Below are 17,667 nucleotides of genomic sequence, written 5' to 3'. Positions count from 1 at the left end.
TGCAGAGCGCGGTCAGCTCAGCGCCCAGACGTCGGCGACGATCGCCGCAAGGCCGAGCGCGCTGCGCACGGCATGAAGACGTCCCCACGACAGGATCTGCGCGCGTGACGCGGCATCGGCGCTTGTCTCGGGGATCGCCTTGAGGCGGTTGTTGGTGGGCAGCATCGCGATCAGGGTCCACGGCCAGTTGGCCAGCATCAGCGCCGCGCCGACGAGCCAGCGGGCGTCGCCGCCGATCCACCACGCGCCGAGCGCCAGTACGCCGGACAGGATCGCAAGGCTCGCCTGCATGACGAGGCCGCGGGCATAGCTCGGCTTCCATTGGGCGAGCAGGGCGCGATCGTCGAGCGTCAGCCGTGCCGGCTGCTCGGCGACGTTGATGTAGACCGCGGCGCCCGCGAAGGCCGCGGCGGTCGCGAGCGCGAGATATCCGATCAGCATGGGCGTCCTCCGTGATGGGCCGCCGTGCCCTCGGGTCAGCCGGCGTCGTTGCGGGTGTCGAAGGCGCGGCGTGCCTGCTCGATGTCGGTCATGTTGGCGAACGCCCAGTTGCCGAGCGCCTTGACCGGCTCGGCCAGTGAACGACCGAGGTCGGTCAGGGCATAGTCCACGCGAGGCGGGATGGTCGGGTACATCGTGCGGGTGACAAGCCCGTCACGCTCGAGGCCGCGCAGCGTCAGCGTCAGCATGCGCTGCGACACACCGTTGATCATGCGCTTGAGCTCGTTGAAGCGGCGCGGGCCGCCCTGCAGCAGCATGATCACCAGCACGCTCCACTTGTCGCCGACCCGCGCCAGCACCGAGCCGACCGCGCGGCAGTCGTCCACGCGGTGGGGCGGGGCAGGGTCGGTTACATCGCTGTGCGCGGGTATCGCCGCTGTGCGTGGGGGCAATGGATGTTCCCAGGTTCTGAAAATGTGCCTTCTTGCGGAATGTAGGCGCGGTCACTCATATAGTCCAGGGCACAAATTGATACCTGAAACCAAAAGGTGACTGGAATGAGCCATCCGACCAAACTCCTTCACATCGACGCCAGCATCCTCGGTGGCCATTCGGTGTCGCGGCAACTGTCCGCGGCGGCCGTGGAGCGGCTGCGGCAGACCCTGCCGAATGTCGAGGTGACCTACCGCGACATCGGCAGCGCGCCGCCCTCGCATCTCTCGGCGGCCCATCTCGCCGCGGCCCATGGCGCAGCGCCGGAGAGCGCCGCCATGGCCCAGGAGCTCGCGGCGCGGCAGGCCGTGCTCGACGAGTTTCTGGCGGCTGACGTCGTGGTCATCGGCGCGCCGATGTACAACTTCTCGGTGTCGAGCCAGCTCAAGGCCTGGATCGATCACATTCTGGTAGCGGGGAAGACCTTCAGCTACGGCCCAAATGGGCCGCAGGGGCTGGCCGGGGGCAAACGCGTGATCATCATCGTGTCGCGCGGCGGCTACTATGGGCCGGGCATGCCGGCGGCCGCCGGTGAGCATCTCGACAGCTACCTGCGCTGGGTGTTCGGCTTCATCGGCATCACCGCGCCGGAGATCATCGTTGCCGAGGGCATCCAGGTCGGTCCGGATCACCGCGAGAAGGCGCTGGCGGGCGCGCTCGACGCCGTTGGCCGCCTCCAGGCCCTGCCGCAGGTCGCATGACCGAGCCTGAAGCGCCGCCAGCGACGTCTCAGCAAGTGTCGACAGGCGACTGATCTTTTTAATGAATCGATCTCCACGACAAGCGTCCTGCCCGGCCAGGGGCCGGGCATTCGCGCGCGAGACGGGGCGTTGTGGTGTCGAGGGCGCGGGAAGGTGATGCGTCCCGGCCGTCGCTCAGTCCTGCGGTTCGCCGATGCCACCGGTGGCGTCGACGCGGAGCCAGCCGCTCGGGGCGAGGCGCTGCTGGGGCAGGAAGCGGCCCTTGTAGTCCATCTTCTTGGAGCCCTCGATCCAGTAGCCGAGATAGACGTAAGGCAGGCCCATGCGCCGCGCCCGGGTGATGTGGTCGAGGATCATGAAAGTGCCGAGCGAGCGCTCGTGCTCGCCGGGCTCGAAGAACGAGTAGACCATCGACAGCCCGTCGCTGAGGATGTCGGTCAGCGCCACCGCGATCAGTCGCTCGCCGCGTCCGGTGATGCCGGTGTCGGGGCCGCGGGTGCGGTACTCGATCAGGCGGGTCTGGACGTGGCTGTCCTCCACCATCATGGCGTAGTCGAGCACCGTCATGTCGGCCATGCCGCCATGGCGATGGCGCTCGTCGAGATAGGCGCGAAACACCGAGTACTGCTCTGACGTCGGGGCGGCGGGGCGCAGCTCGCCGACGATGTCACTGTTGCGTGCCTGAACCTTGCGCAGGTTGCGCGAGGCGCGGAATTCGTTGGCGATCACCCGCACCGAGACGCAGGCGCGGCAGTTGTCGCAGGCCGGGCGATAAGCGATCGACTGGCTGCGGCGGAAGCCGCCATGGGTGAGGAGGTCGTTGAGATCGCCGGCCTTGTCGCCGACGAGGTGGGTGAACACCTTGCGCTCGTGACGGCCCGGCAGGTAGGGGCACGGCGACGGCGCCGTGAGGTAGAATTGCGGGGTGTCGCGGGAGTGTTGCGTCACGGAATTACGTCAGCCTCCGCCGAGAGCACGTTTCCAGCGAAGTGACCGCGATTCGCGTGAACAAAATGCTCTGCTTGGACAATACTGCAACCAGTTGACCGCCGGTTCCTGTCATGGAACCGGGACGCGCCGGAAACGCGAGCCCGGCGTCGGGCTGCTGCGGTCCATCGGCGCATGATCGCCGCCGGACCGCCGGTGGTCAACGGGCGTTTTGCGGGCCTCAGACCGTCCGCATGGGCCGGGCCGCGGCGCCGTAGGGCGTGCGGTTGATGACCACGGTGCCGAGGAGGATATCGTGCAGCAGGCGCCTGCGACCGTTGAACAGGCCGATCAACAGGATCGGGCTGAACACCGAGACCGACACCCAGAACAGCACCGCATGGACGGCGCCGAGCACGAAATAGCCGGGCTCGCCGTACCAGGTGCGCAATTGCAGATCCATGGCGCGCATGCCGACGGTGGCCGAGTGCGGGCCGCCGAGCGTCGTGCCATAGTAGACGATGGCCCACACCACGGTCGCCGGCCACACCAGCCAGAACAGCGCCCAGCCGAGGCCGAGCGTGATCAGGCCGAACACGGCAATGAAGATCCACGCCAGCACCACCGGGATCGACAGCACCACGAGGTCGATCAGGAAGGCGAACACGCGCCGCAGCAGCACGCCACGGAACAGTTCCGGCTGGGTGGTGGGGTCATAGGCGTGCGGCCGGGCCTCGAAGCCGCCGGGGCTGCGCCAGGCGCCACCGCGCGACTGCCAGCCGCCCTGCGGGCCGCTGTTGCGCCAGTTGCCATTGCCCTGCGATGAATCCGACATAGCTCGTCCCTCCGACGGCGGATGACATGGCGATGCGCCATTTCCGGCACAAGGGGTGGTTTTCACCGGACGCCATGGGTTCCCGGCGACAAAACGCGCAGCGTTTGCGGCGCCAGTGTGGCGGCCCATCGGGATGTTCCGGGGATGCACGTCTTCGCCCGCGCGGTGGCGGCGCGGCTGGGGCCGCGCCGGGCCGGCGTCAGCGGTGGCCGGCGAGCATCGCGGCGACCTGCGGCGCGAAATAAGTGAGCACGCCGTTGGCGCCGGCGCGCTTGAATGCCACCAGGCTCTCGACCATGGCGCGGTCGCCGTCGATCCAGCCATTGGCCGCGGCGCCGGCGATCATCGCGTACTCGCCCGACACCTGGTAGGCGAAGGTCGGCACGCCGAAGGTGTCTTTCACCCGCCGCACGATGTCGAGATAGGGCAGGCCGGGCTTCACCATCACCATGTCGGCGCCTTCCTCGAGATCGAGCGCGACCTCGCGCAGTGCCTCGTCGGAGTTGGCGGGGTCCATCTGGTAGGTGCGCTTGTCGCCCGTCAGCGTCTTGGCCGAGCCGATGGCATCGCGGAACGGGCCGTAGAACGCGGAGGCGTATTTGGCGGCGTAGGCCATGACCTGGACGTCGAGCAGGCCGGCATGGTCGAGCGCCGCGCGGATCGCGCCGACACGGCCATCCATCATGTCCGACGGCGCGATGATGTCGCAGCCGGCTTCCGCCTGCACCAGCGCCTGGCGCACCAGCACCGCGACGGTCTCGTCGTTGAGAATGACGCCGTCCTGCAGCAGGCCGTCATGGCCATGGCTGGTGAAAGGGTCGAGCGCGACGTCGCAGAGCACGCCGATGTCGGGAAACTCTTTCTTGATGGCGCGGGTCGCCTGGCACACGAGGTTGTCGGCGTTGAGCGCTTCGCTGCCGGTCTCGTCGCGCAGCGACGGGTCGGTGTAGGGGAACAGCGCGATGCAGGGAATCGAGAGCCTGGCCGCGCGCTCGGCGTCGCGCACCACCTGATCGACGCTGAGACGGTCGACGCCCGGCATCGAGGCCACCGGCAGGCGCTTGTTGTCGCCGTCGACCACGAACATCGGCCAGATCAGGTCGTCGGTGGTGAGCACATTCTCTCGCACCATGCGGCGGGCCCATTCGGCCTTGCGGTTGCGGCGCGGCCGGACCGCGAGGTCGAGACGCGACGCACCAGCGTCCGCGTCCCGCCGCGGCTCGCCGCGCATCTCGATCGGCCGTCCGAATTTGATCGCCATGACCTGTCGTCTCCCTGAAAGTCGGTGTCCGGTTCCGGCATGCCCCGCGCTCACAGGCGCGCCGGCGGCCGAATGCCCAAATCCGTTGTACGGGCGCAGACTTAGCATCCCGTGCCGCTGTCGTCACCGCGTTCGCCGGCCGCGCACGGACCTGTGCGTGGGCGAACGGGATGAAATCCCGTTGATGGCGGTTCCACAAGCTGCCTTCGCAATTCCTGAACCCGCCTTCACTTGATATAAGAGGGAGGTATCCGCTTCCTCGGACATTTTGTCCAAGGCGGCCTGTTCAGGGCAGCCGGTCCACGGCTGCGAGTTGTGAGAAGACGGCAGCCCGATGAGTGAGTCCACCGGCCATGATCGCACCGCGCGTGATGCGGCGCCGATGATGTCCGCCATCACGGCGGGGGTGAGCGAATCCGGCGACGGCGCCTGGACGCGGCGGCTGGTCATCTTCCTGCGCATCATGGCGGTGCTGGCCATCGCCAAGGGGCTCTACCACTGGGCGCAGGTCACCGGCTTTGTCGGCAACGAGGACGAGGCGTTCGAGAACCAGACGCTGTCGTGGCAGACCGCCACCATCTACTTCGCGGTGATCGAACTCGTCGCTGCGGTCGGGCTGTGGCTGGCGACGCCGTGGGGCGCGGTGGTGTGGCTGACCTCGGTGGTGTCGATGGCGGTCATCGAGCTGATGTTTCCGAACATCTATGGCGGCAACATCGTCATCGTCGCCGTCGAGGGCGTGTTGCTGGTCGGCTATCTCACGCTGGCGTGGATGGCGGCCAAGGAGCGTCCGCCGTAGCGGGCGAGGGCGCTCGCGCCGACGTCACCGGTCCCTTCTTGTTATGTCTCGTTGTTTTGTCTCGAAATGAGACCGCCTGCGGCCACGATCGAAACGCACACTATGCGCTGCGACGGCCGCCTCCCGCTCCAAGTATCCATATCGGTGCCATTCGCGACGCCCTTCTGGCGGCGCGTTAAGCGCTGTCGCTGCGCCATAGTTATCGATTTTTGAACAGGGCGGGCCTCAGGTCTTACCGCAATATTTCGAATTTGAGCGGTGCTGTCCTGCAATGCGACACGGCCGCAGACGAAGCGTGAACAGGGCGCTCCATTGGTCAATCAATCATGACAAAACGCCCTGATTTTGCTGGCTTAATTGTCGATTCACTCTCTCAAATTCATGATCTCTTTATGGTGTTGTTTAAGCTGATCTTCAAAAGCGACCCTTACGTTGGCGCTATCAGACGGGACAAAAGTTTCGTCGAATAAGTCGATAAAAACGACGACAGGGGAAAGTGTCATGATCAAAGCCGTAGCGACGGCGGTCGAACCCGTTGAACGCGACGCCGGCAAGCCGGCCATCCAGTCGCTCTACCTCGAGGCTCTCACTCTGGTGGAGCGGCTGCATCGCCGCCTGCTCGATGTCATCAAGGACGAGTTCGATCGCCGCGGCCGCTCCGACATCAATTCGGTGCAGGCGCTGCTGCTCTACAACATCGGCGACAAGGAGCTGACTGCGGGCGAGCTGCGCACGCGCGGCTACTATCTCGGCTCGAACGTGTCCTACAACCTCAAGAAGCTCGTCGAGATGGGCTTCCTCGATCACCAGCGCTCGCGTGTCGATCGCCGCTCGGTCCGTATCCGCCTCACGGCGCAGGGCCAGGAGATTCGTCGCGTCGTCGAGGCGCTGTACCAGAAGCACGTCAAGACCGTGGAGCTGGTCGGCGGCATCTCGAACGAGGAGTTCGCGAACCTCAACAAGTCGCTGCATCGCCTCGAGCGGTTCTGGACCGACCAGATCCTGTATCGCCTCTGAGCGCGACGACATCCGGGATTCGGGCACGGCGGCGACAGACCGCCGGCCCCACGCAACAACAACAATTTCCCCTTCTCGCACGCCGATCCGGTCTCCCGGGTCGGCGTTTTTTTGCACGTGGAATCAGGCGGCACGCCTGCCGATGACCGCGACGGCGGTCGTCAGGATGTCGCACCCGCGGCTCGCTCGCGCCTGCCGGCTGCGCCGGCGCGAGCGAAATGGGAAGGGGGTTTGGTGCGGAACCCACATCGAACTGCGGCTTGCGTTTTGGGGGGCAATGGGTTTAAAGGCCGCAGACTTCATCACAGTTGGCATGAGTGAAGGCGCGCCACGTGGTTCAACCACGTTTCAGGCAAGAGTGACAGCGCAGCTCGTGCACCCCAATTCAGAGGATTTCCGAATGCCCAAGATGACCAAGACCCAGTTGATCGACGCGATTGCAGAGGGCACCCAGATTTCCAAGGCCGACGTCAAGGCCGTCATCGAGCAGATGGCGACCGTGGGCTACAAGGAGCTGAACGAGTCCGGCGAGTTCGTCATTCCCGGCTTCGTCAAGATGTCGGTCGTGAACAAGCCAGCGACCGAGGCCCGCATGGGGGTCAACCCCTTCACGAAGGAGCCGATGCAATTCGCGGCCAAGCCCGCCAGCAAGTCCGTCAAGGCGTCGCCGCTGAAGGTCGCCAAGGACGCGGTCTGAGGCAGCCGGCTGCGGCGAATCCGCCTGAGTGATTCGCTTCGAACACCGCGTCTTTCAGTCCGGGGGCACAAGACCACCGGGCCTGCGCAGCAAATGATGGTCGTTCTGAGACGCCGATCCGGTCTTCCGGGTCGGCGTTTTTTTGCAGGCAAACCGCCTTCTTGCAGGGAAGTCGCTTTCTTGTAGGCATGTAGCGCTGCGCGAAGGCACGTGCCGCGCTCGACGAAGATCTTCCTGGTAGTCGTCGGCCAGGCTGGTGCGACCGCGACATAGGGAATGCTGGCAATGACGACGGCGAGCTGAGCCGCATTGCCGGGCATGCCGCCCCAATCCAACCGTCGCAGCGGGCGCGGCGCATCGGCATCACCGGCCTCCCGGTCACGCAGGCGGGCGTCCATTTGCTGCAAGAACCAGCGGCGCGATGCTAACGCAATTGTCGCGATCAAGCCGATGCCGACGGCCAGAGCGAAGCGGCCGTCGAGCGCAACGACAGCGGTCGCGATGGGGGCGGCAACGACCAGTGTCAGGAAGTAGCCATTGAACATCGCGCGGAGCAGCAGGCCGACCGGCGGGATATCCAGTGTCACCAGCAGAAAAGCCGGAGCCGCCAGGTGCGGCCGGTGGCGCCATTGGGCTTTGGTCGGACGTCGTTGGGGCGCGAAGGATTGACTGACAGATCGGGCATGGCGGCGACAGACCGGCTCTAGAAGCAGCAACAATTTCCCTTTCTTGCGTGCCGATTTGCTCTCCGGAGTGGCGTTTTCAGCGCAGGCGGCCTGCCAGTTGTGCAATAACGATAGAGTGTTTGTCGTGCTCAAGGACCGCATCAGTGCATTAGAAAAATTGCGGGGACCAGAGGCCGAATCAGCCGCGGGTGTTGCCAGGAGCCTTCACAAATGTGCATCTCGATGAACAAGTATCTTCATTGAAATGGAGTGCTAAATAGCGAATGCGCTATAAAAATATCCGCTAATGCATATTCCGATCTACGCTAGTTAAGAATTCAATCCACACAAGCCAAAATCAGCGCCGGACTCTATCTAGACCTCTTGCCAACCATTCCGATTTTAGGTCACATATCTAAATCCCCCCGACACACAGCACCTAAGTGTACTCAATGGAGAGCTGTGTGATGTCTAACCACCAACTGCGGTTTAAGAGTCCAGGCTTCGATTTCGACGCCAAGGGATGGATGGCGATCCTCGCGGCCATCATCATTGTTGGGATCGTTGCTGCGCCGTGGCTATGGCGTTAGTGCCGATTCAAAAATCTCGTTCATGACCTGTGTGGTGCCGTTATGGACCTAACGTGCTGTTCGGCATTCTCGATATCTTTCAGCCATTCTTTGATACGCGAGCCAAATGTCACCTGATCGGCGAATTTGTCGACTGCCTTATCGGTTTTGAGCGCTGATAGTCCTGCCGCAGCAATTCCGAGATTGGTCCGAGCGTACTTTAAACTGGATTAAGTCCGTGAGGTAAGGCCAGTGCCTCAGCACTCCATCGCAGTGATCGTCTCCGCGAGAGCGCTATCTTCTCCAGTTTTGACCTAATTCGTCGTCAAACCACATTTCCGCATCGTAGTCGGCGCCCATTCTCGATCGGAAGTTCAAGTAAAGAGAATAATGATTGGCAGAGAGCCAGGCTTTAAATGCGTAGAAGCTGGGGTGTACTTGCTCGTCCGCCGGCAATGTATTGAACCATTGCGTTGCAAGGGTACGGATGGCCGGCTCGGCCTCGCTTTTCTTCATCGGTCACTCCATCCGTAAACAACGTTCTTGGGGCAGCAATCGTGAAATCAAGAAAATTTTAGGTCAGCGCGAGCACAACGTTGTTGATGAGGTCGGTAATCATGTCGTCGGCCTGTGATTGGACAACAACAACGGTCGACGGATGAGCCGCGCTATTTCGACGGTCCAGCTTCGCCTTTAGTATCTTGAAGATGTCGTCGTTAATCAGTCCCGCGCTGCTGCAAATCTCGACAACCTGACGCTCTTTTAGCTCGTCTCTAAAGTCGTCGTATTTCGAGACTCGGAGATTCTTAAGAGCGGGGAAGCGTTTCGGGATGGTGGTATTGAACGACGTGAGCTTGTTGACGTCCTTCAGTATCCAATCCAGCAGATGCGCGTAGGCCAAATTCCATGTCATGACTATGCAGGCCCGGTAGGCCTCGATGCGGTAGCACTTCAGCGCTTCCTGCAAGAAGGCGCGTTCCTCGACGCTGGGCACCTTCGCCGGCAGTTCGGTGAGGATCTTGCTCACCGTTACGACGCTGTGATGTACACCGTACATCTTGTCCAGCTCAGATCGTGCCGAGCGCGCAAGCTTATACTTGCCGCGTTCTGCGATGAGGTCCTTGGCGTCGGCTAACCGGGAGAGATATGTGGCGAGCGACGGAGGCTCCCCGATATGGAGCTTGTTGCAGCACTGGCGGATGTCGGTAGGCCCGAAGAACTCTTTGCCTCCGTGGGTGTGAAGCCACCAAGCTAAGAGTTTTATACGTTCCTTCGGCGCCGCGGTATTGAACTCGGCGACCTGCTCGATCAACTCGTTGAGCTGCATTACTCGGCTTCTTTGGCCTTGTGCAGCCCAAGCTGGTTAATGGCGTACTTCCCACGCTCGGGAGTGGAGAAATACTGCTTATGCTTCAACTCCCGCAAAGGCTGGGCGAAGTCGCCGATGTCGGTCGGCCAACCCAACAGCCGGTAGCAGGAATAGATGTGGTCCTGAGTGATGACTGGCGTGGCACGGTGATCGTGCAGCCACGCTGCAATCATCAAATAGCGCCGATGATTACTCTTCGGGTCAACCAGCGATGAAAGTGGCGGCTCGCTGTCGGTGTCGATCAAAATCATATTTGGCTTTGGAGCTACTCTGCGCTGGGCCTTCTTCTTCGGCGCAGCTGGCGTCACATCGACGGCGGCCTCGGCCTCATCGGCGTGATCGAACAGGTCGGGCTCGTCATCGTGCTCGGCCGCTGCTCCGTTGCTGCCATTCAATTGGGCAGGGGATGGCGCTAAGCGCTTCGGAGCCTGAGCAGGTCCTCGTAATGCGTTGGTGATCGCTTGGGTGACCGACTGAAGCTGGTCGTCGGCAATCTCGGCGTCGAACATGATGAACTTGATGCGGGAGGTCCCGCTAGCTTTACCGGAATTCTTTGCCATTGCTCAGGTTCCGAACTATAGGGGCGAATCAATTGCTGTAGAAATAATCTTCTGTATCTCTCGGTTGTGAGTTCCATACAAGGGGAGGTTTCCTCTTTGTTCTTATTTTCCGTGGTTATCCGGCGCAACTTAGGTGGAAAGCCGGTAATTGTGGGCGTGGAACGCGCAGCGAGCAGTCTGGAGATTCCCCAATAGCCCCGCTTCCCAAACTCACCGTCTGGTACAACACCCGCTGTCCGGTCTGTGATGCCGGCATCGACTGGCAGCGCAATCGGCTGGTACGGGCGGCGCGGGCAGGGGCGATCGAATTCCGTGACATCAATCTGGAGCCCGACGCGCTCGAGCGGTTCGGCGCGGGGATCGAGGACGTGCGCCGCCGCCTGCATGGCGTGGATGCCGATGGGCGGCTGCTTGTCGGAGCGGATTGCGCCGCCGCGATCTGGCTGCGCACGCCGGGCGACGCCTGGCTCGGGCGGCTGGCCGGCCTGCCGGTGGTCCGGTCGCTGGCCCGGTTCAGCTACGATCGCTTCGCCGATGTCCTCTACGCCTGGAACCGGCGCAAGGGCCACTGGTAGGCCATTGGCCGGGTCGTCCGGGCGCGGGATCCGAGGCGGGATCCGAGGCCTGGCGCGCGGCCGGGCTGCGAATGATCCGCCAAACGCATTTCAACCGCGCCCCGGGCCGGGCATGAGCCGTCCAAGGCCGCTCCCCGGCGGCTCCCGGACCGCCAGATGTGGTATAATTGGCCGCCTTGCAGCACTGGAACTTGGCCGCCCGGCGGCGATATGCTAAGCCCCGAGCGCCGTTTCCGACCACCCCTCGTGACCGTACGCGCCCGCACCGACAGGCCGCGGCGGTGGAGACTTTTCCGCCTATGAGCTCTTCTGCCAAGCCCGCCAACACCACCGAGACGTTCTTCTCCGCGACCCTCGCCGAGGCCGATCCCGAGATCGCGGCCGCCATCAAGGGCGAGCTCGGCCGCCAGCAGCACGAGATCGAGCTGATCGCGTCGGAGAACATCGTCAGCCGCGCCGTGCTCGAGGCGCAGGGCTCGGTGATGACCAACAAGTATGCGGAAGGCTATCCGGGCGCACGCTACTATGGCGGCTGCGAGTTCGTCGACATCGCCGAGAACCTGGCCATCGAGCGCGCCAAGAAGCTGTTCGGCGCGGGTTTTGCCAACGTCCAGCCGAACTCCGGCAGCCAGATGAACCAGGCCGTGTTCCTGGCGCTGCTGCAGCCGGGCGATACCTTCATGGGCCTCGACCTCGCCGCGGGCGGCCATCTGACCCACGGCGCGCCGGTCAACATGTCCGGCAAGTGGTTCAAGCCGGTGCACTACACCGTGCGTCGTGACGACCAGATCATCGACATGGACGAGGTCGCCAGGCAGGCCGAGCAGGTCAAGCCCAAGCTGATCGTTGCCGGCGGCTCGGCCTATTCGCGGGCCTGGGACTTCAAGCGCTTCCGCGAGATCGCCGACAGCGTCGGCGCGTATCTCCTGGTCGACATGGCGCACTTCGCCGGCCTCGTCGCCGGTGGCGTGCATGCGTCGCCCGTGCCCTATGCCCACGTCACCACCACCACCACCCACAAGTCGCTGCGCGGTCCGCGCGGCGGCCTGATCCTGAGCAACGACGAGGCGATCGCCAAGAAGCTCAACTCGGCGATCTTCCCCGGCCTGCAGGGCGGCCCGCTGATGCATGTCATCGCTGCCAAGGCGGTGGCGTTCGCCGAGGCGCTGCGTCCGGAATTCAAGGTCTATGCGAAGAACGTCGTGGAAAATGCCAAGGCGCTGGCCGAGACGCTGCGCGCCAATGGCTTCGACATCGTGTCGGGCGGCACCGACAACCACCTGATGCTGGTGGACCTGCGGCCCAAGGGCCTCAAGGGCAACATCTCCGAGAAGGCGCTGGTCCGCTCGGCCATCACCTGCAACAAGAACGGCGTGCCGTTCGATCCGGAGAAGCCGTTCGTCACCTCGGGCATCCGCCTCGGCACCCCGGCGGCGACCACGCGCGGCTTCGGCGTTGCCGAGTTCAAGCAGGTCGGCGAGATGATCTCCGAGGTGCTGAACGCGGTCGCGCAGTCGGGCGAAGCCCAGGCGCCGCTGGTTGAGGCCGCGGTCAAGGCCCGCGTGCGCGAGCTGACCGACCGCTTCCCGATCTACCAGTAAGGCTCAACGGCTCCCGGCAAGGTCCAAGGGGAAGGTCACAGGCGCATGCGCTGCCCGAGTTGCAACAGTCTCGATACGCAGGTGAAGGATTCGCGGCCGACGGAAGACTCGTCCGTGATCCGCCGGCGGCGCGTGTGCATGGCCTGTAACTTCCGCTTCACCACCTTCGAGCGCGTGCAGTTGCGCGAGCTCACGGTGATCAAGCGCAATGGCCGCCGGGTGCCGTTCGACCGCGACAAGCTCGTCCGCTCGCTGCAGATCAGCCTGCGCAAGCGGCCGGTCGACCCCGAGCGGGTCGAGAAGATGGTCTCCACCATCGTGCGTGAACTGGAGAGCGGCGGCGAGGCCGAGGTGTCTTCGGAAGCGATCGGCGAGATCGTGATGGAGCACCTGCGCGAGCTCGACGACGTCGCCTATGTCCGCTTCGCCTCGGTCTATCGCAACTTCCGCGAGGCCAAGGACTTCGAGGCGGTGCTGGGCGAACTGTCGAGCGAAGAAGACCCGCGCGCGCTGCTCCTGCGAAAATGATCTTCCGCATCCTGGAAACCAAGGTCGCGGGCGAGCTCGCACAGGCCAGGACCGCCGAAAGGGACGCCGACGAGCGCTACATGCAGCTCGCCCTTGCGCTGGGCCGGCGCGGCCTCGGCCGCACCTGGCCGAACCCCGCTGTCGGCGCGGTCGTGGTCAAGGACGGGGTCATTCTCGGGCGCGGCTGGACGGCGCCGGGCGGCCGGCCCCATGCCGAACCCCAGGCACTGCAGCGCGCCGGGGCCGCCGCGCGCGGCGCCACGCTCTATGTCACGCTGGAGCCGTGCTCCCATCACGGCAAGACGCCACCCTGCGCGGACGCCATCATCGCCGCCGGCATCGCCCGCGTCGTCAGCGCGATCGAGGATCCCAATCCCGCCGTCGCCGGCCAGGGCCACGCAAGGCTGCGCGCGGCCGGCATCAAGGTCGATGTCGGCCTCGGCGCCGAGGAGGCGGCACGCGACCATGCCGGCCATTTCCGCCGGGTGCGCGACGGCCGGCCTCATATCATCCTCAAGCTCGCGGTGTCCCGCGACGACCGCATCGCGAGCGCCGGACACCAACCCGTCGCCATCACCGGCGCGGCCGCGCAGGCGCGGGTGCACCTGTTGCGGGCGCAGTGCGACGCCATCCTGATCGGTGTCGGCACCGCGCGGGCGGACGATCCCGTGCTGACCTGTCGGCTGCCCGGCATGGCGGCGCGCTCGCCGGTGCGCGTCGTGCTCGACACCCATCTGCGCCTCAAGCCGGCGAGCCGGCTCGCGGCGTCGGCACGCCAGACGCCGCTGTGGGTGCTCACCGGCACCGCGGCGGAAGCTCCGGCCGCGGCCATTCTCGGCGCCGAGGGCGCGCAGGTGGTGCGGCTGCCGGCCGGGCCGACGGGCGTCGCGCTCGATGCGGTTGTGCACGAACTGGCGCAACGCGGTGTCACCCGCCTGATGGTGGAGGGCGGTGCCCAGATCGCCGCCGCCTTCGTCGCCGCCGGCCTCGTCGATGAGGTCTGGCTGTTGCGCGGGCCGCAGGTCATCGGCGACGACGGCGTCGCCGCGCTGCACGGCCTGCCGCTGTCGACGATCACGGCGTCGCCGGCATGGCGGGTGCGCAGCACCGAAACATTGCAATCCGATCTTCTCACGATCTACGAGCGAAACTGATGTTTACAGGTATCATCACCGACATTGGCGAGATCAGCCGGTTCTCGCCCACCGCCCAGGGCCAGCTGCATCGCCTGCGCATCGCCTGCCGCTATGACCAGAGCACCATTGCCGACGGCGCCTCGATCGCCTGCAACGGCGTCTGCCTCACGGTGGTCGGCTCCGGCGTCGCCGACGGCCAGACCTGGTTCGATGTCGACGCCGCGGCCGAGACGCTGCGCATGACCACGGCGCAGCACTGGACGCAGGGCTCCCGCCTCAACCTCGAGCGCGCGCTCAAGATCGGCGACGAGCTCGGCGGCCACATCGTCGCCGGTCATGCCGACGGCATCGCCACCATCGTCGCCCGCGACGACCTGCCGGACATGGCGCGGTTCGAGCTGCGCGCCCCGCGCGAGCTGGCCCGCTTCATCGCGCCCAAGGGCTCGATCACCCTCGATGGCGTGTCGCTGACCGTCAACACGGTGGCCGACGACCAGTTCTCGGTGCTGATCATCCCGCACACGCTGACCGTGACCACGATCGGCGACTGGCGGGAGGGGCAGGAGATCAACATCGAGGTCGACCTGATGGCGCGCTACGCCGCGCGGCTGACCGAGATGCGGGCATAACGGTAGACCTCGCCGCGAGCCGGACCGGTCTCGCCAGGCGGCGTCAGGGACAGCCTCCGGGGCGCCGCATGTTGCACCACGCCGGCACACGCAAGACCGTCGACCCGCGCGACGCCCTGACCATCGCCCGGATCGTTCGCGTCAACCATGCCGGCGAGTTCGGGGCGATCCGGATCTATTCCGCCCAGATCGCCGTCGCTCGCCTGTTCTGGCCGGACTGTGTCGCGGCCCTGACCGCGATGCGCGGACACGAACGCACGCATTGCGCGATCTTCCGGGCGGCAATGCCGTCCCGCGGATCGCGTCCGTGCCGCGTGATGCAGCTCTGGAGCTGGGGTGGCTGGCTGCTCGGCCTTGTCACGGCGCTGCTCGGTCGCCGGGGCATCTGGGCCTGTACGGCCGCCGTCGAGGCCACGGTGCATCGGCATCTCGACGACCAGCTGCATTTCCTGCGCGATCGCGATGCCGAGCTGCATGGCATCGTGCTCTCGATCCGCGCGGAGGAAATCGCCCACCTGGATCATGCCGAAGAACAGTTGCAGGCCCCGGGCAGGGGAGTACGATTGCTGCGCACGGTCATTGCGATCGCGACAGATGGTTTGATCTGGTTGTCCACCTGGGGCGATTCACAGCGGATGGCATGGGCGCTGAAGTCGGCAAAATCTTGAAAGCCGCGTGTTCTCAGAGGGTTTGCAGTGCAATATTGGCTTGGCTTCCGGGGCCGGTGCGACTAAAACCCCCGGCACCCCCTGACGACCGACATGGATTGAACACCGATGGCCGACGCTCGCCGCGCCCCGTTGAAAGACCAGACCGATATTCGCGGCGCCCGCGCGCTGATCGTGGAGGCGCGCTTCTACGACGACATCCAGGACGCGCTGCTGGAAGGCGCCCGCGCGGAACTCGATGCCGCGGGTCTCACCCACGACATTCTCACTGTGCCCGGCGCGCTGGAGATTCCGGCGGCGATCGCGATCGCGCTCGACGCGGCGGAGCAGGGAGGCAAGCCCTATGACGCGGTGATCGCGCTCGGCTGCGTCGTGCGTGGCGACACCATTCATTTCGAGATCGTGTCGATGGAATCCTCGCGTGCCCTGATGGACCTTGCGGTCGCCCGCCGCATTCCGCTCGGCAACGGCATCATCACCGTCAACACCGACGCGCAGGCGTGGGCGCGCGCCCGCCGCAGCGAACTCGACAAGGGCGGCGATGCCGCGCGGGCCGCGCTCGCCATGCTGCGCATCAAGCGCCGCCTCGCGAAGTGATCGCCATGGCCGATTCCAAACCCGCCGCCAACAAGTCCGAGCCGAAGAAGGCCAACCGGCGCGGCGCCGCGCGGCTCGCTGCCGTGCAGGCGCTGTACCAGATGGACATCGCCGGCGCCGGCGTGAACGACATCTTCGCCGAGTTCGAAAGCCACTGGCTCGGCAACGAGATCGAGGGCGACACCTATCTGCCGGCCGAGGCGGCGTTCTTCCGCGACGTCGTCGCCGGTGTGGTGCGCGACCAGGGCCGCATCGACCCGATGCTCGACGAGGCGCTGAACAAGGGCTGGCCACTGCAGCGCATCGACGCCATCCTGCGCGCGGTGCTGCGCGCCGGCGCCTATGAGCTCGAGCACCGCCGCGACGTGCCGGGACGCGTCGTCATCAAGGAATATGTCGACGTCGCCAACGCCTTCGTCGATCGCGATGAGACCGGCCTCGTCAACGCCGTGCTGGACCAGATCGGCCGCCACTTCCGCGCCGACGAGTTCAACCAGTCCGGCGGCTGAGCATGGGCGCGCCTGCGGCCGGCTCCGGTGAGGACTCGCTGATCGCGCGCTATTTCCGGCCGTTGGCGACCGATCCCGGCGCCTTCAACCTCGTCGACGACGCCGCCGTGCTCGCTGCCGGCGGTGATGATCTGGTGATCACCACCGACGCCGTGGTCGAGGGCGTGCATTTCCTCTCCGACGATCCGCCCGACACCATCGCCCGCAAGGCGCTGCGGGTGAACCTGTCCGACCTCGCGGCGAAGGGCGCGACGCCCGCGGGCTTCGTGCTGACGCTGGCGCTGCGGCAGGCAACCGACGCATGGCTCGCGCCGTTCGCCGCTGCGCTCGGCGAGGACGCGGCGGCGTTCGGTTGCCCGGTGCTCGGCGGCGATACCGTCTCGACGCCCGGGCCGCTGATGATCTCCATCACCGTGTTCGGCCGCGTGCCGCGCGGCACCATGGTCCGCCGCGACCGCGCGCAAGCGGGCGACCGCATCTTCGTGTCCGGGACGATCGGCGATGCGGCGCTCGGTCTCGATGTGCTGCGAGACGGAAAATCCGCGGCGGCGCTCGCGGCCGATCCGGCGGCGACTGCTGCGCTCGCCGCGCGCTACCGTGTGCCGCAGCCACGCAATGTGCTCGCCGGCGCGGTGCGCGCGCACGCCCGGGCCGCGATGGATGTGTCCGATGGGCTCGCCGGGGATCTCGTCAAGCTCTGCGCCGCCTCCGGCGTGTCGGCCGAGATCGATGTCGATACGGTGCCGCTGTCGGCGGCAGCCCGTGCGGTGCTTGCCGCGGGCGCGGCGAGCCGCGAAACGATTCTCTCCGGCGGCGACGATTACGAGATTCTCTGTACTGTTCCGCCGGACGGCAGTGCTGCATTCGCGGCTGCCGCTGCTGCCACGGGCGTTGCCGTGACGGCGATCGGCACGGTGCGCGCGGGTACCGCGCCGCCGTCATTTGTTGACGGGCAGGGCACGCCGGTTGTGCTGTCGCGGCTGTCCTACAGCCATTTTTGAGCATTTTCGCGGATTCGGCCGCGTCGGCGCGCCGCGCCGCGAATGGCGCCATTCGGACGCCGCCGGCACGCAGCCGTTAGACCTTGGACC

General features: G+C 65.5%; 21 protein-coding genes. 13 read left to right on the top strand and 8 right to left on the bottom strand.

Annotation, left to right across the window (positions count from 1 at the left end; genetic code table 11):
* Window positions 1–12 precede the first annotated feature (12 nt).
* Together JQ639_RS19605 and JQ639_RS19600 are read right to left on the bottom strand one after the other, a co-directional pair.
* Window positions 13–441, bottom strand: a complete 429-nt coding sequence (locus JQ639_RS19605) for an anthrone oxygenase family protein (protein ID WP_211970645.1) — start codon at window positions 439–441, stop codon at window positions 13–15.
* A gap of 35 nt (window positions 442–476) precedes the next feature.
* Window positions 477–827 (bottom strand): winged helix-turn-helix transcriptional regulator, encoded by a 351-nt coding sequence (locus JQ639_RS19600; protein ID WP_349644692.1) that lies wholly within the window; start codon window positions 825–827, stop codon window positions 477–479.
* 171 nt (window positions 828–998) lie between these two features.
* Here JQ639_RS19600 and JQ639_RS19595 point away from each other — a divergent pair, with 171 nt between their 5' ends.
* Window positions 999–1,634 (top strand): FMN-dependent NADH-azoreductase, encoded by a 636-nt coding sequence (locus JQ639_RS19595; RefSeq protein ID WP_211970644.1) that lies wholly within the window; start codon window positions 999–1,001, stop codon window positions 1,632–1,634.
* A gap of 174 nt (window positions 1,635–1,808) precedes the next feature.
* Here JQ639_RS19595 and JQ639_RS19590 read toward each other — a convergent pair whose 3' ends face one another.
* From JQ639_RS19590 to hemB, 3 genes are all read right to left on the bottom strand, one after another.
* Window positions 1,809–2,582 (bottom strand): arginyltransferase, encoded by a 774-nt coding sequence (locus JQ639_RS19590; RefSeq protein WP_211970643.1) that lies wholly within the window; start codon window positions 2,580–2,582, stop codon window positions 1,809–1,811.
* A 220-nt stretch (window positions 2,583–2,802) separates the two neighbouring features.
* Window positions 2,803–3,396 carry an RDD family protein gene (locus JQ639_RS19585; RefSeq protein ID WP_211970642.1) on the bottom strand — a complete coding sequence of 198 codons (594 nt, stop codon included), beginning with the start codon at window positions 3,394–3,396 and terminating at the stop codon, window positions 2,803–2,805.
* Window positions 3,397–3,595: 199 nt separating this feature from the next.
* A complete protein-coding gene (hemB, locus tag JQ639_RS19580) occupies window positions 3,596–4,657 on the bottom strand; it encodes a porphobilinogen synthase (RefSeq protein WP_211970641.1) in 1,062 nt (353 codons plus the stop codon).
* A gap of 334 nt (window positions 4,658–4,991) precedes the next feature.
* Here hemB and JQ639_RS19575 point away from each other — a divergent pair, with 334 nt between their 5' ends.
* From JQ639_RS19575 to JQ639_RS19565, 3 genes are all read left to right on the top strand, one after another.
* Complete coding sequence (locus tag JQ639_RS19575; RefSeq protein ID WP_211970640.1) at window positions 4,992–5,456, top strand: DUF6163 family protein; 465 nt, start codon at window positions 4,992–4,994, stop codon at window positions 5,454–5,456.
* Between the two features lie 501 nt (window positions 5,457–5,957).
* Window positions 5,958–6,473 carry a transcriptional regulator LdtR gene (ldtR, locus tag JQ639_RS19570; protein WP_211970639.1) on the top strand — a complete coding sequence of 172 codons (516 nt, stop codon included), beginning with the start codon at window positions 5,958–5,960 and terminating at the stop codon, window positions 6,471–6,473.
* A gap of 400 nt (window positions 6,474–6,873) precedes the next feature.
* Entirely contained in the window at window positions 6,874–7,170 is a 297-nt protein-coding gene (locus JQ639_RS19565; protein WP_211970638.1) for an HU family DNA-binding protein, read from the top strand.
* Between the two features lie 1,528 nt (window positions 7,171–8,698).
* Here the strand turns inward: JQ639_RS19565 and JQ639_RS19560 are convergent.
* Genes JQ639_RS19560 through JQ639_RS19550 form a run of 3 tightly spaced genes read right to left on the bottom strand, consistent with a single transcriptional unit; the run spans window position 8,699 to window position 10,333 of the window.
* Window positions 8,699–8,920: a hypothetical protein gene (locus JQ639_RS19560; protein ID WP_211970637.1), complete on the bottom strand. Its 222-nt coding sequence runs from the start codon at window positions 8,918–8,920 to the stop codon at window positions 8,699–8,701.
* A gap of 58 nt (window positions 8,921–8,978) precedes the next feature.
* Entirely contained in the window at window positions 8,979–9,731 is a 753-nt protein-coding gene (locus JQ639_RS19555) for a hypothetical protein (protein ID WP_211970636.1), read from the bottom strand.
* The gene (locus tag JQ639_RS19550; protein ID WP_211970635.1) at window positions 9,731–10,333 is read right to left on the bottom strand and encodes a hypothetical protein; all 603 of its coding nucleotides are present in this window, start codon (window positions 10,331–10,333) and stop codon (window positions 9,731–9,733) included. Before JQ639_RS19550 ends, JQ639_RS19555 begins: the two co-directional genes overlap by 1 nt.
* Window positions 10,334–10,524: 191 nt before the next feature.
* Here JQ639_RS19550 and JQ639_RS19545 point away from each other — a divergent pair, with 191 nt between their 5' ends.
* From JQ639_RS19545 to thiL, 9 genes are all read left to right on the top strand, one after another.
* Complete coding sequence (locus JQ639_RS19545; protein WP_211970687.1) at window positions 10,525–10,908, top strand: thiol-disulfide oxidoreductase DCC family protein; 384 nt, start codon at window positions 10,525–10,527, stop codon at window positions 10,906–10,908.
* Between the two features lie 299 nt (window positions 10,909–11,207).
* A complete protein-coding gene (gene glyA / locus JQ639_RS19540) occupies window positions 11,208–12,509 on the top strand; it encodes a serine hydroxymethyltransferase (RefSeq protein WP_211970634.1) in 1,302 nt (433 codons plus the stop codon).
* Window positions 12,510–12,554: 45 nt separating this feature from the next.
* Window positions 12,555–13,037, top strand: a complete 483-nt coding sequence (gene nrdR / locus JQ639_RS19535) for a transcriptional regulator NrdR (protein WP_211970633.1) — start codon at window positions 12,555–12,557, stop codon at window positions 13,035–13,037.
* Window positions 13,034–14,191 (top strand): bifunctional diaminohydroxyphosphoribosylaminopyrimidine deaminase/5-amino-6-(5-phosphoribosylamino)uracil reductase RibD, encoded by a 1,158-nt coding sequence (gene ribD / locus JQ639_RS19530; RefSeq protein WP_211970632.1) that lies wholly within the window; start codon window positions 13,034–13,036, stop codon window positions 14,189–14,191. The genes nrdR and ribD overlap by 4 nt, the downstream gene beginning before the upstream one ends.
* A complete protein-coding gene (locus JQ639_RS19525; protein ID WP_211970631.1) occupies window positions 14,191–14,802 on the top strand; it encodes a riboflavin synthase in 612 nt (203 codons plus the stop codon). The genes ribD and JQ639_RS19525 overlap by 1 nt, the downstream gene beginning before the upstream one ends.
* A gap of 68 nt (window positions 14,803–14,870) precedes the next feature.
* Window positions 14,871–15,470, top strand: a complete 600-nt coding sequence (locus JQ639_RS19520) for a demethoxyubiquinone hydroxylase family protein (RefSeq protein ID WP_211970630.1) — start codon at window positions 14,871–14,873, stop codon at window positions 15,468–15,470.
* A 108-nt stretch (window positions 15,471–15,578) separates the two neighbouring features.
* Window positions 15,579–16,067 (top strand): 6,7-dimethyl-8-ribityllumazine synthase, encoded by a 489-nt coding sequence (gene ribH, locus JQ639_RS19515; RefSeq protein WP_211970629.1) that lies wholly within the window; start codon window positions 15,579–15,581, stop codon window positions 16,065–16,067.
* 5 nt (window positions 16,068–16,072) lie between these two features.
* A complete protein-coding gene (gene nusB / locus JQ639_RS19510; protein WP_211970628.1) occupies window positions 16,073–16,576 on the top strand; it encodes a transcription antitermination factor NusB in 504 nt (167 codons plus the stop codon).
* A gap of 2 nt (window positions 16,577–16,578) precedes the next feature.
* Window positions 16,579–17,577: a thiamine-phosphate kinase gene (gene thiL, locus JQ639_RS19505; RefSeq protein ID WP_211970627.1), complete on the top strand. Its 999-nt coding sequence runs from the start codon at window positions 16,579–16,581 to the stop codon at window positions 17,575–17,577.
* The last annotated feature ends 90 nt before the right edge of the window (window positions 17,578–17,667 follow it).

This window comes from Bradyrhizobium sp. U87765 SZCCT0048, from assembly GCF_018131225.1.
Classification (GTDB): Bacteria; Pseudomonadota; Alphaproteobacteria; order Rhizobiales; family Xanthobacteraceae; genus Bradyrhizobium_A.
The sequence above is the reverse complement of the archived record's forward strand: the minus strand, read 5'-3'. Positions and strand labels throughout refer to the sequence as shown.

What these genes read in the sequence shown, in the direction of transcription:
- glyA (WP_211970634.1), top strand. Translation starts at nt 11,208, where the DNA reads ATGAGCTCTTCTGCCAAGCCCGCCAACACCACCGAGACGTTCTTCTCC.
- JQ639_RS19575 (WP_211970640.1), top strand. Translation starts at nt 4,992, where the DNA reads ATGAGTGAGTCCACCGGCCATGATCGCACCGCGCGTGATGCGGCGCCG.
- nusB (WP_211970628.1), top strand. Translation starts at nt 16,073, where the DNA reads ATGGCCGATTCCAAACCCGCCGCCAACAAGTCCGAGCCGAAGAAGGCC.
- ribH (WP_211970629.1), top strand. Translation starts at nt 15,579, where the DNA reads ATGGCCGACGCTCGCCGCGCCCCGTTGAAAGACCAGACCGATATTCGC.
- JQ639_RS19605 (WP_211970645.1), bottom strand. Translation starts at nt 441, where the DNA reads ATGCTGATCGGATATCTCGCGCTCGCGACCGCCGCGGCCTTCGCGGGC.
- ribD (WP_211970632.1), top strand. Translation starts at nt 13,034, where the DNA reads ATGATCTTCCGCATCCTGGAAACCAAGGTCGCGGGCGAGCTCGCACAG.
- ldtR (WP_211970639.1), top strand. Translation starts at nt 5,958, where the DNA reads ATGATCAAAGCCGTAGCGACGGCGGTCGAACCCGTTGAACGCGACGCC.
- JQ639_RS19520 (WP_211970630.1), top strand. Translation starts at nt 14,871, where the DNA reads ATGTTGCACCACGCCGGCACACGCAAGACCGTCGACCCGCGCGACGCC.
- JQ639_RS19555 (WP_211970636.1), bottom strand. Translation starts at nt 9,731, where the DNA reads ATGCAGCTCAACGAGTTGATCGAGCAGGTCGCCGAGTTCAATACCGCG.
- JQ639_RS19560 (WP_211970637.1), bottom strand. Translation starts at nt 8,920, where the DNA reads ATGAAGAAAAGCGAGGCCGAGCCGGCCATCCGTACCCTTGCAACGCAA.
- JQ639_RS19585 (WP_211970642.1), bottom strand. Translation starts at nt 3,396, where the DNA reads ATGTCGGATTCATCGCAGGGCAATGGCAACTGGCGCAACAGCGGCCCG.
- thiL (WP_211970627.1), top strand. Translation starts at nt 16,579, where the DNA reads ATGGGCGCGCCTGCGGCCGGCTCCGGTGAGGACTCGCTGATCGCGCGC.
- JQ639_RS19525 (WP_211970631.1), top strand. Translation starts at nt 14,191, where the DNA reads ATGTTTACAGGTATCATCACCGACATTGGCGAGATCAGCCGGTTCTCG.
- JQ639_RS19565 (WP_211970638.1), top strand. Translation starts at nt 6,874, where the DNA reads ATGCCCAAGATGACCAAGACCCAGTTGATCGACGCGATTGCAGAGGGC.
- hemB (WP_211970641.1), bottom strand. Translation starts at nt 4,657, where the DNA reads ATGGCGATCAAATTCGGACGGCCGATCGAGATGCGCGGCGAGCCGCGG.
- JQ639_RS19595 (WP_211970644.1), top strand. Translation starts at nt 999, where the DNA reads ATGAGCCATCCGACCAAACTCCTTCACATCGACGCCAGCATCCTCGGT.
- nrdR (WP_211970633.1), top strand. Translation starts at nt 12,555, where the DNA reads ATGCGCTGCCCGAGTTGCAACAGTCTCGATACGCAGGTGAAGGATTCG.
- JQ639_RS19550 (WP_211970635.1), bottom strand. Translation starts at nt 10,333, where the DNA reads ATGGCAAAGAATTCCGGTAAAGCTAGCGGGACCTCCCGCATCAAGTTC.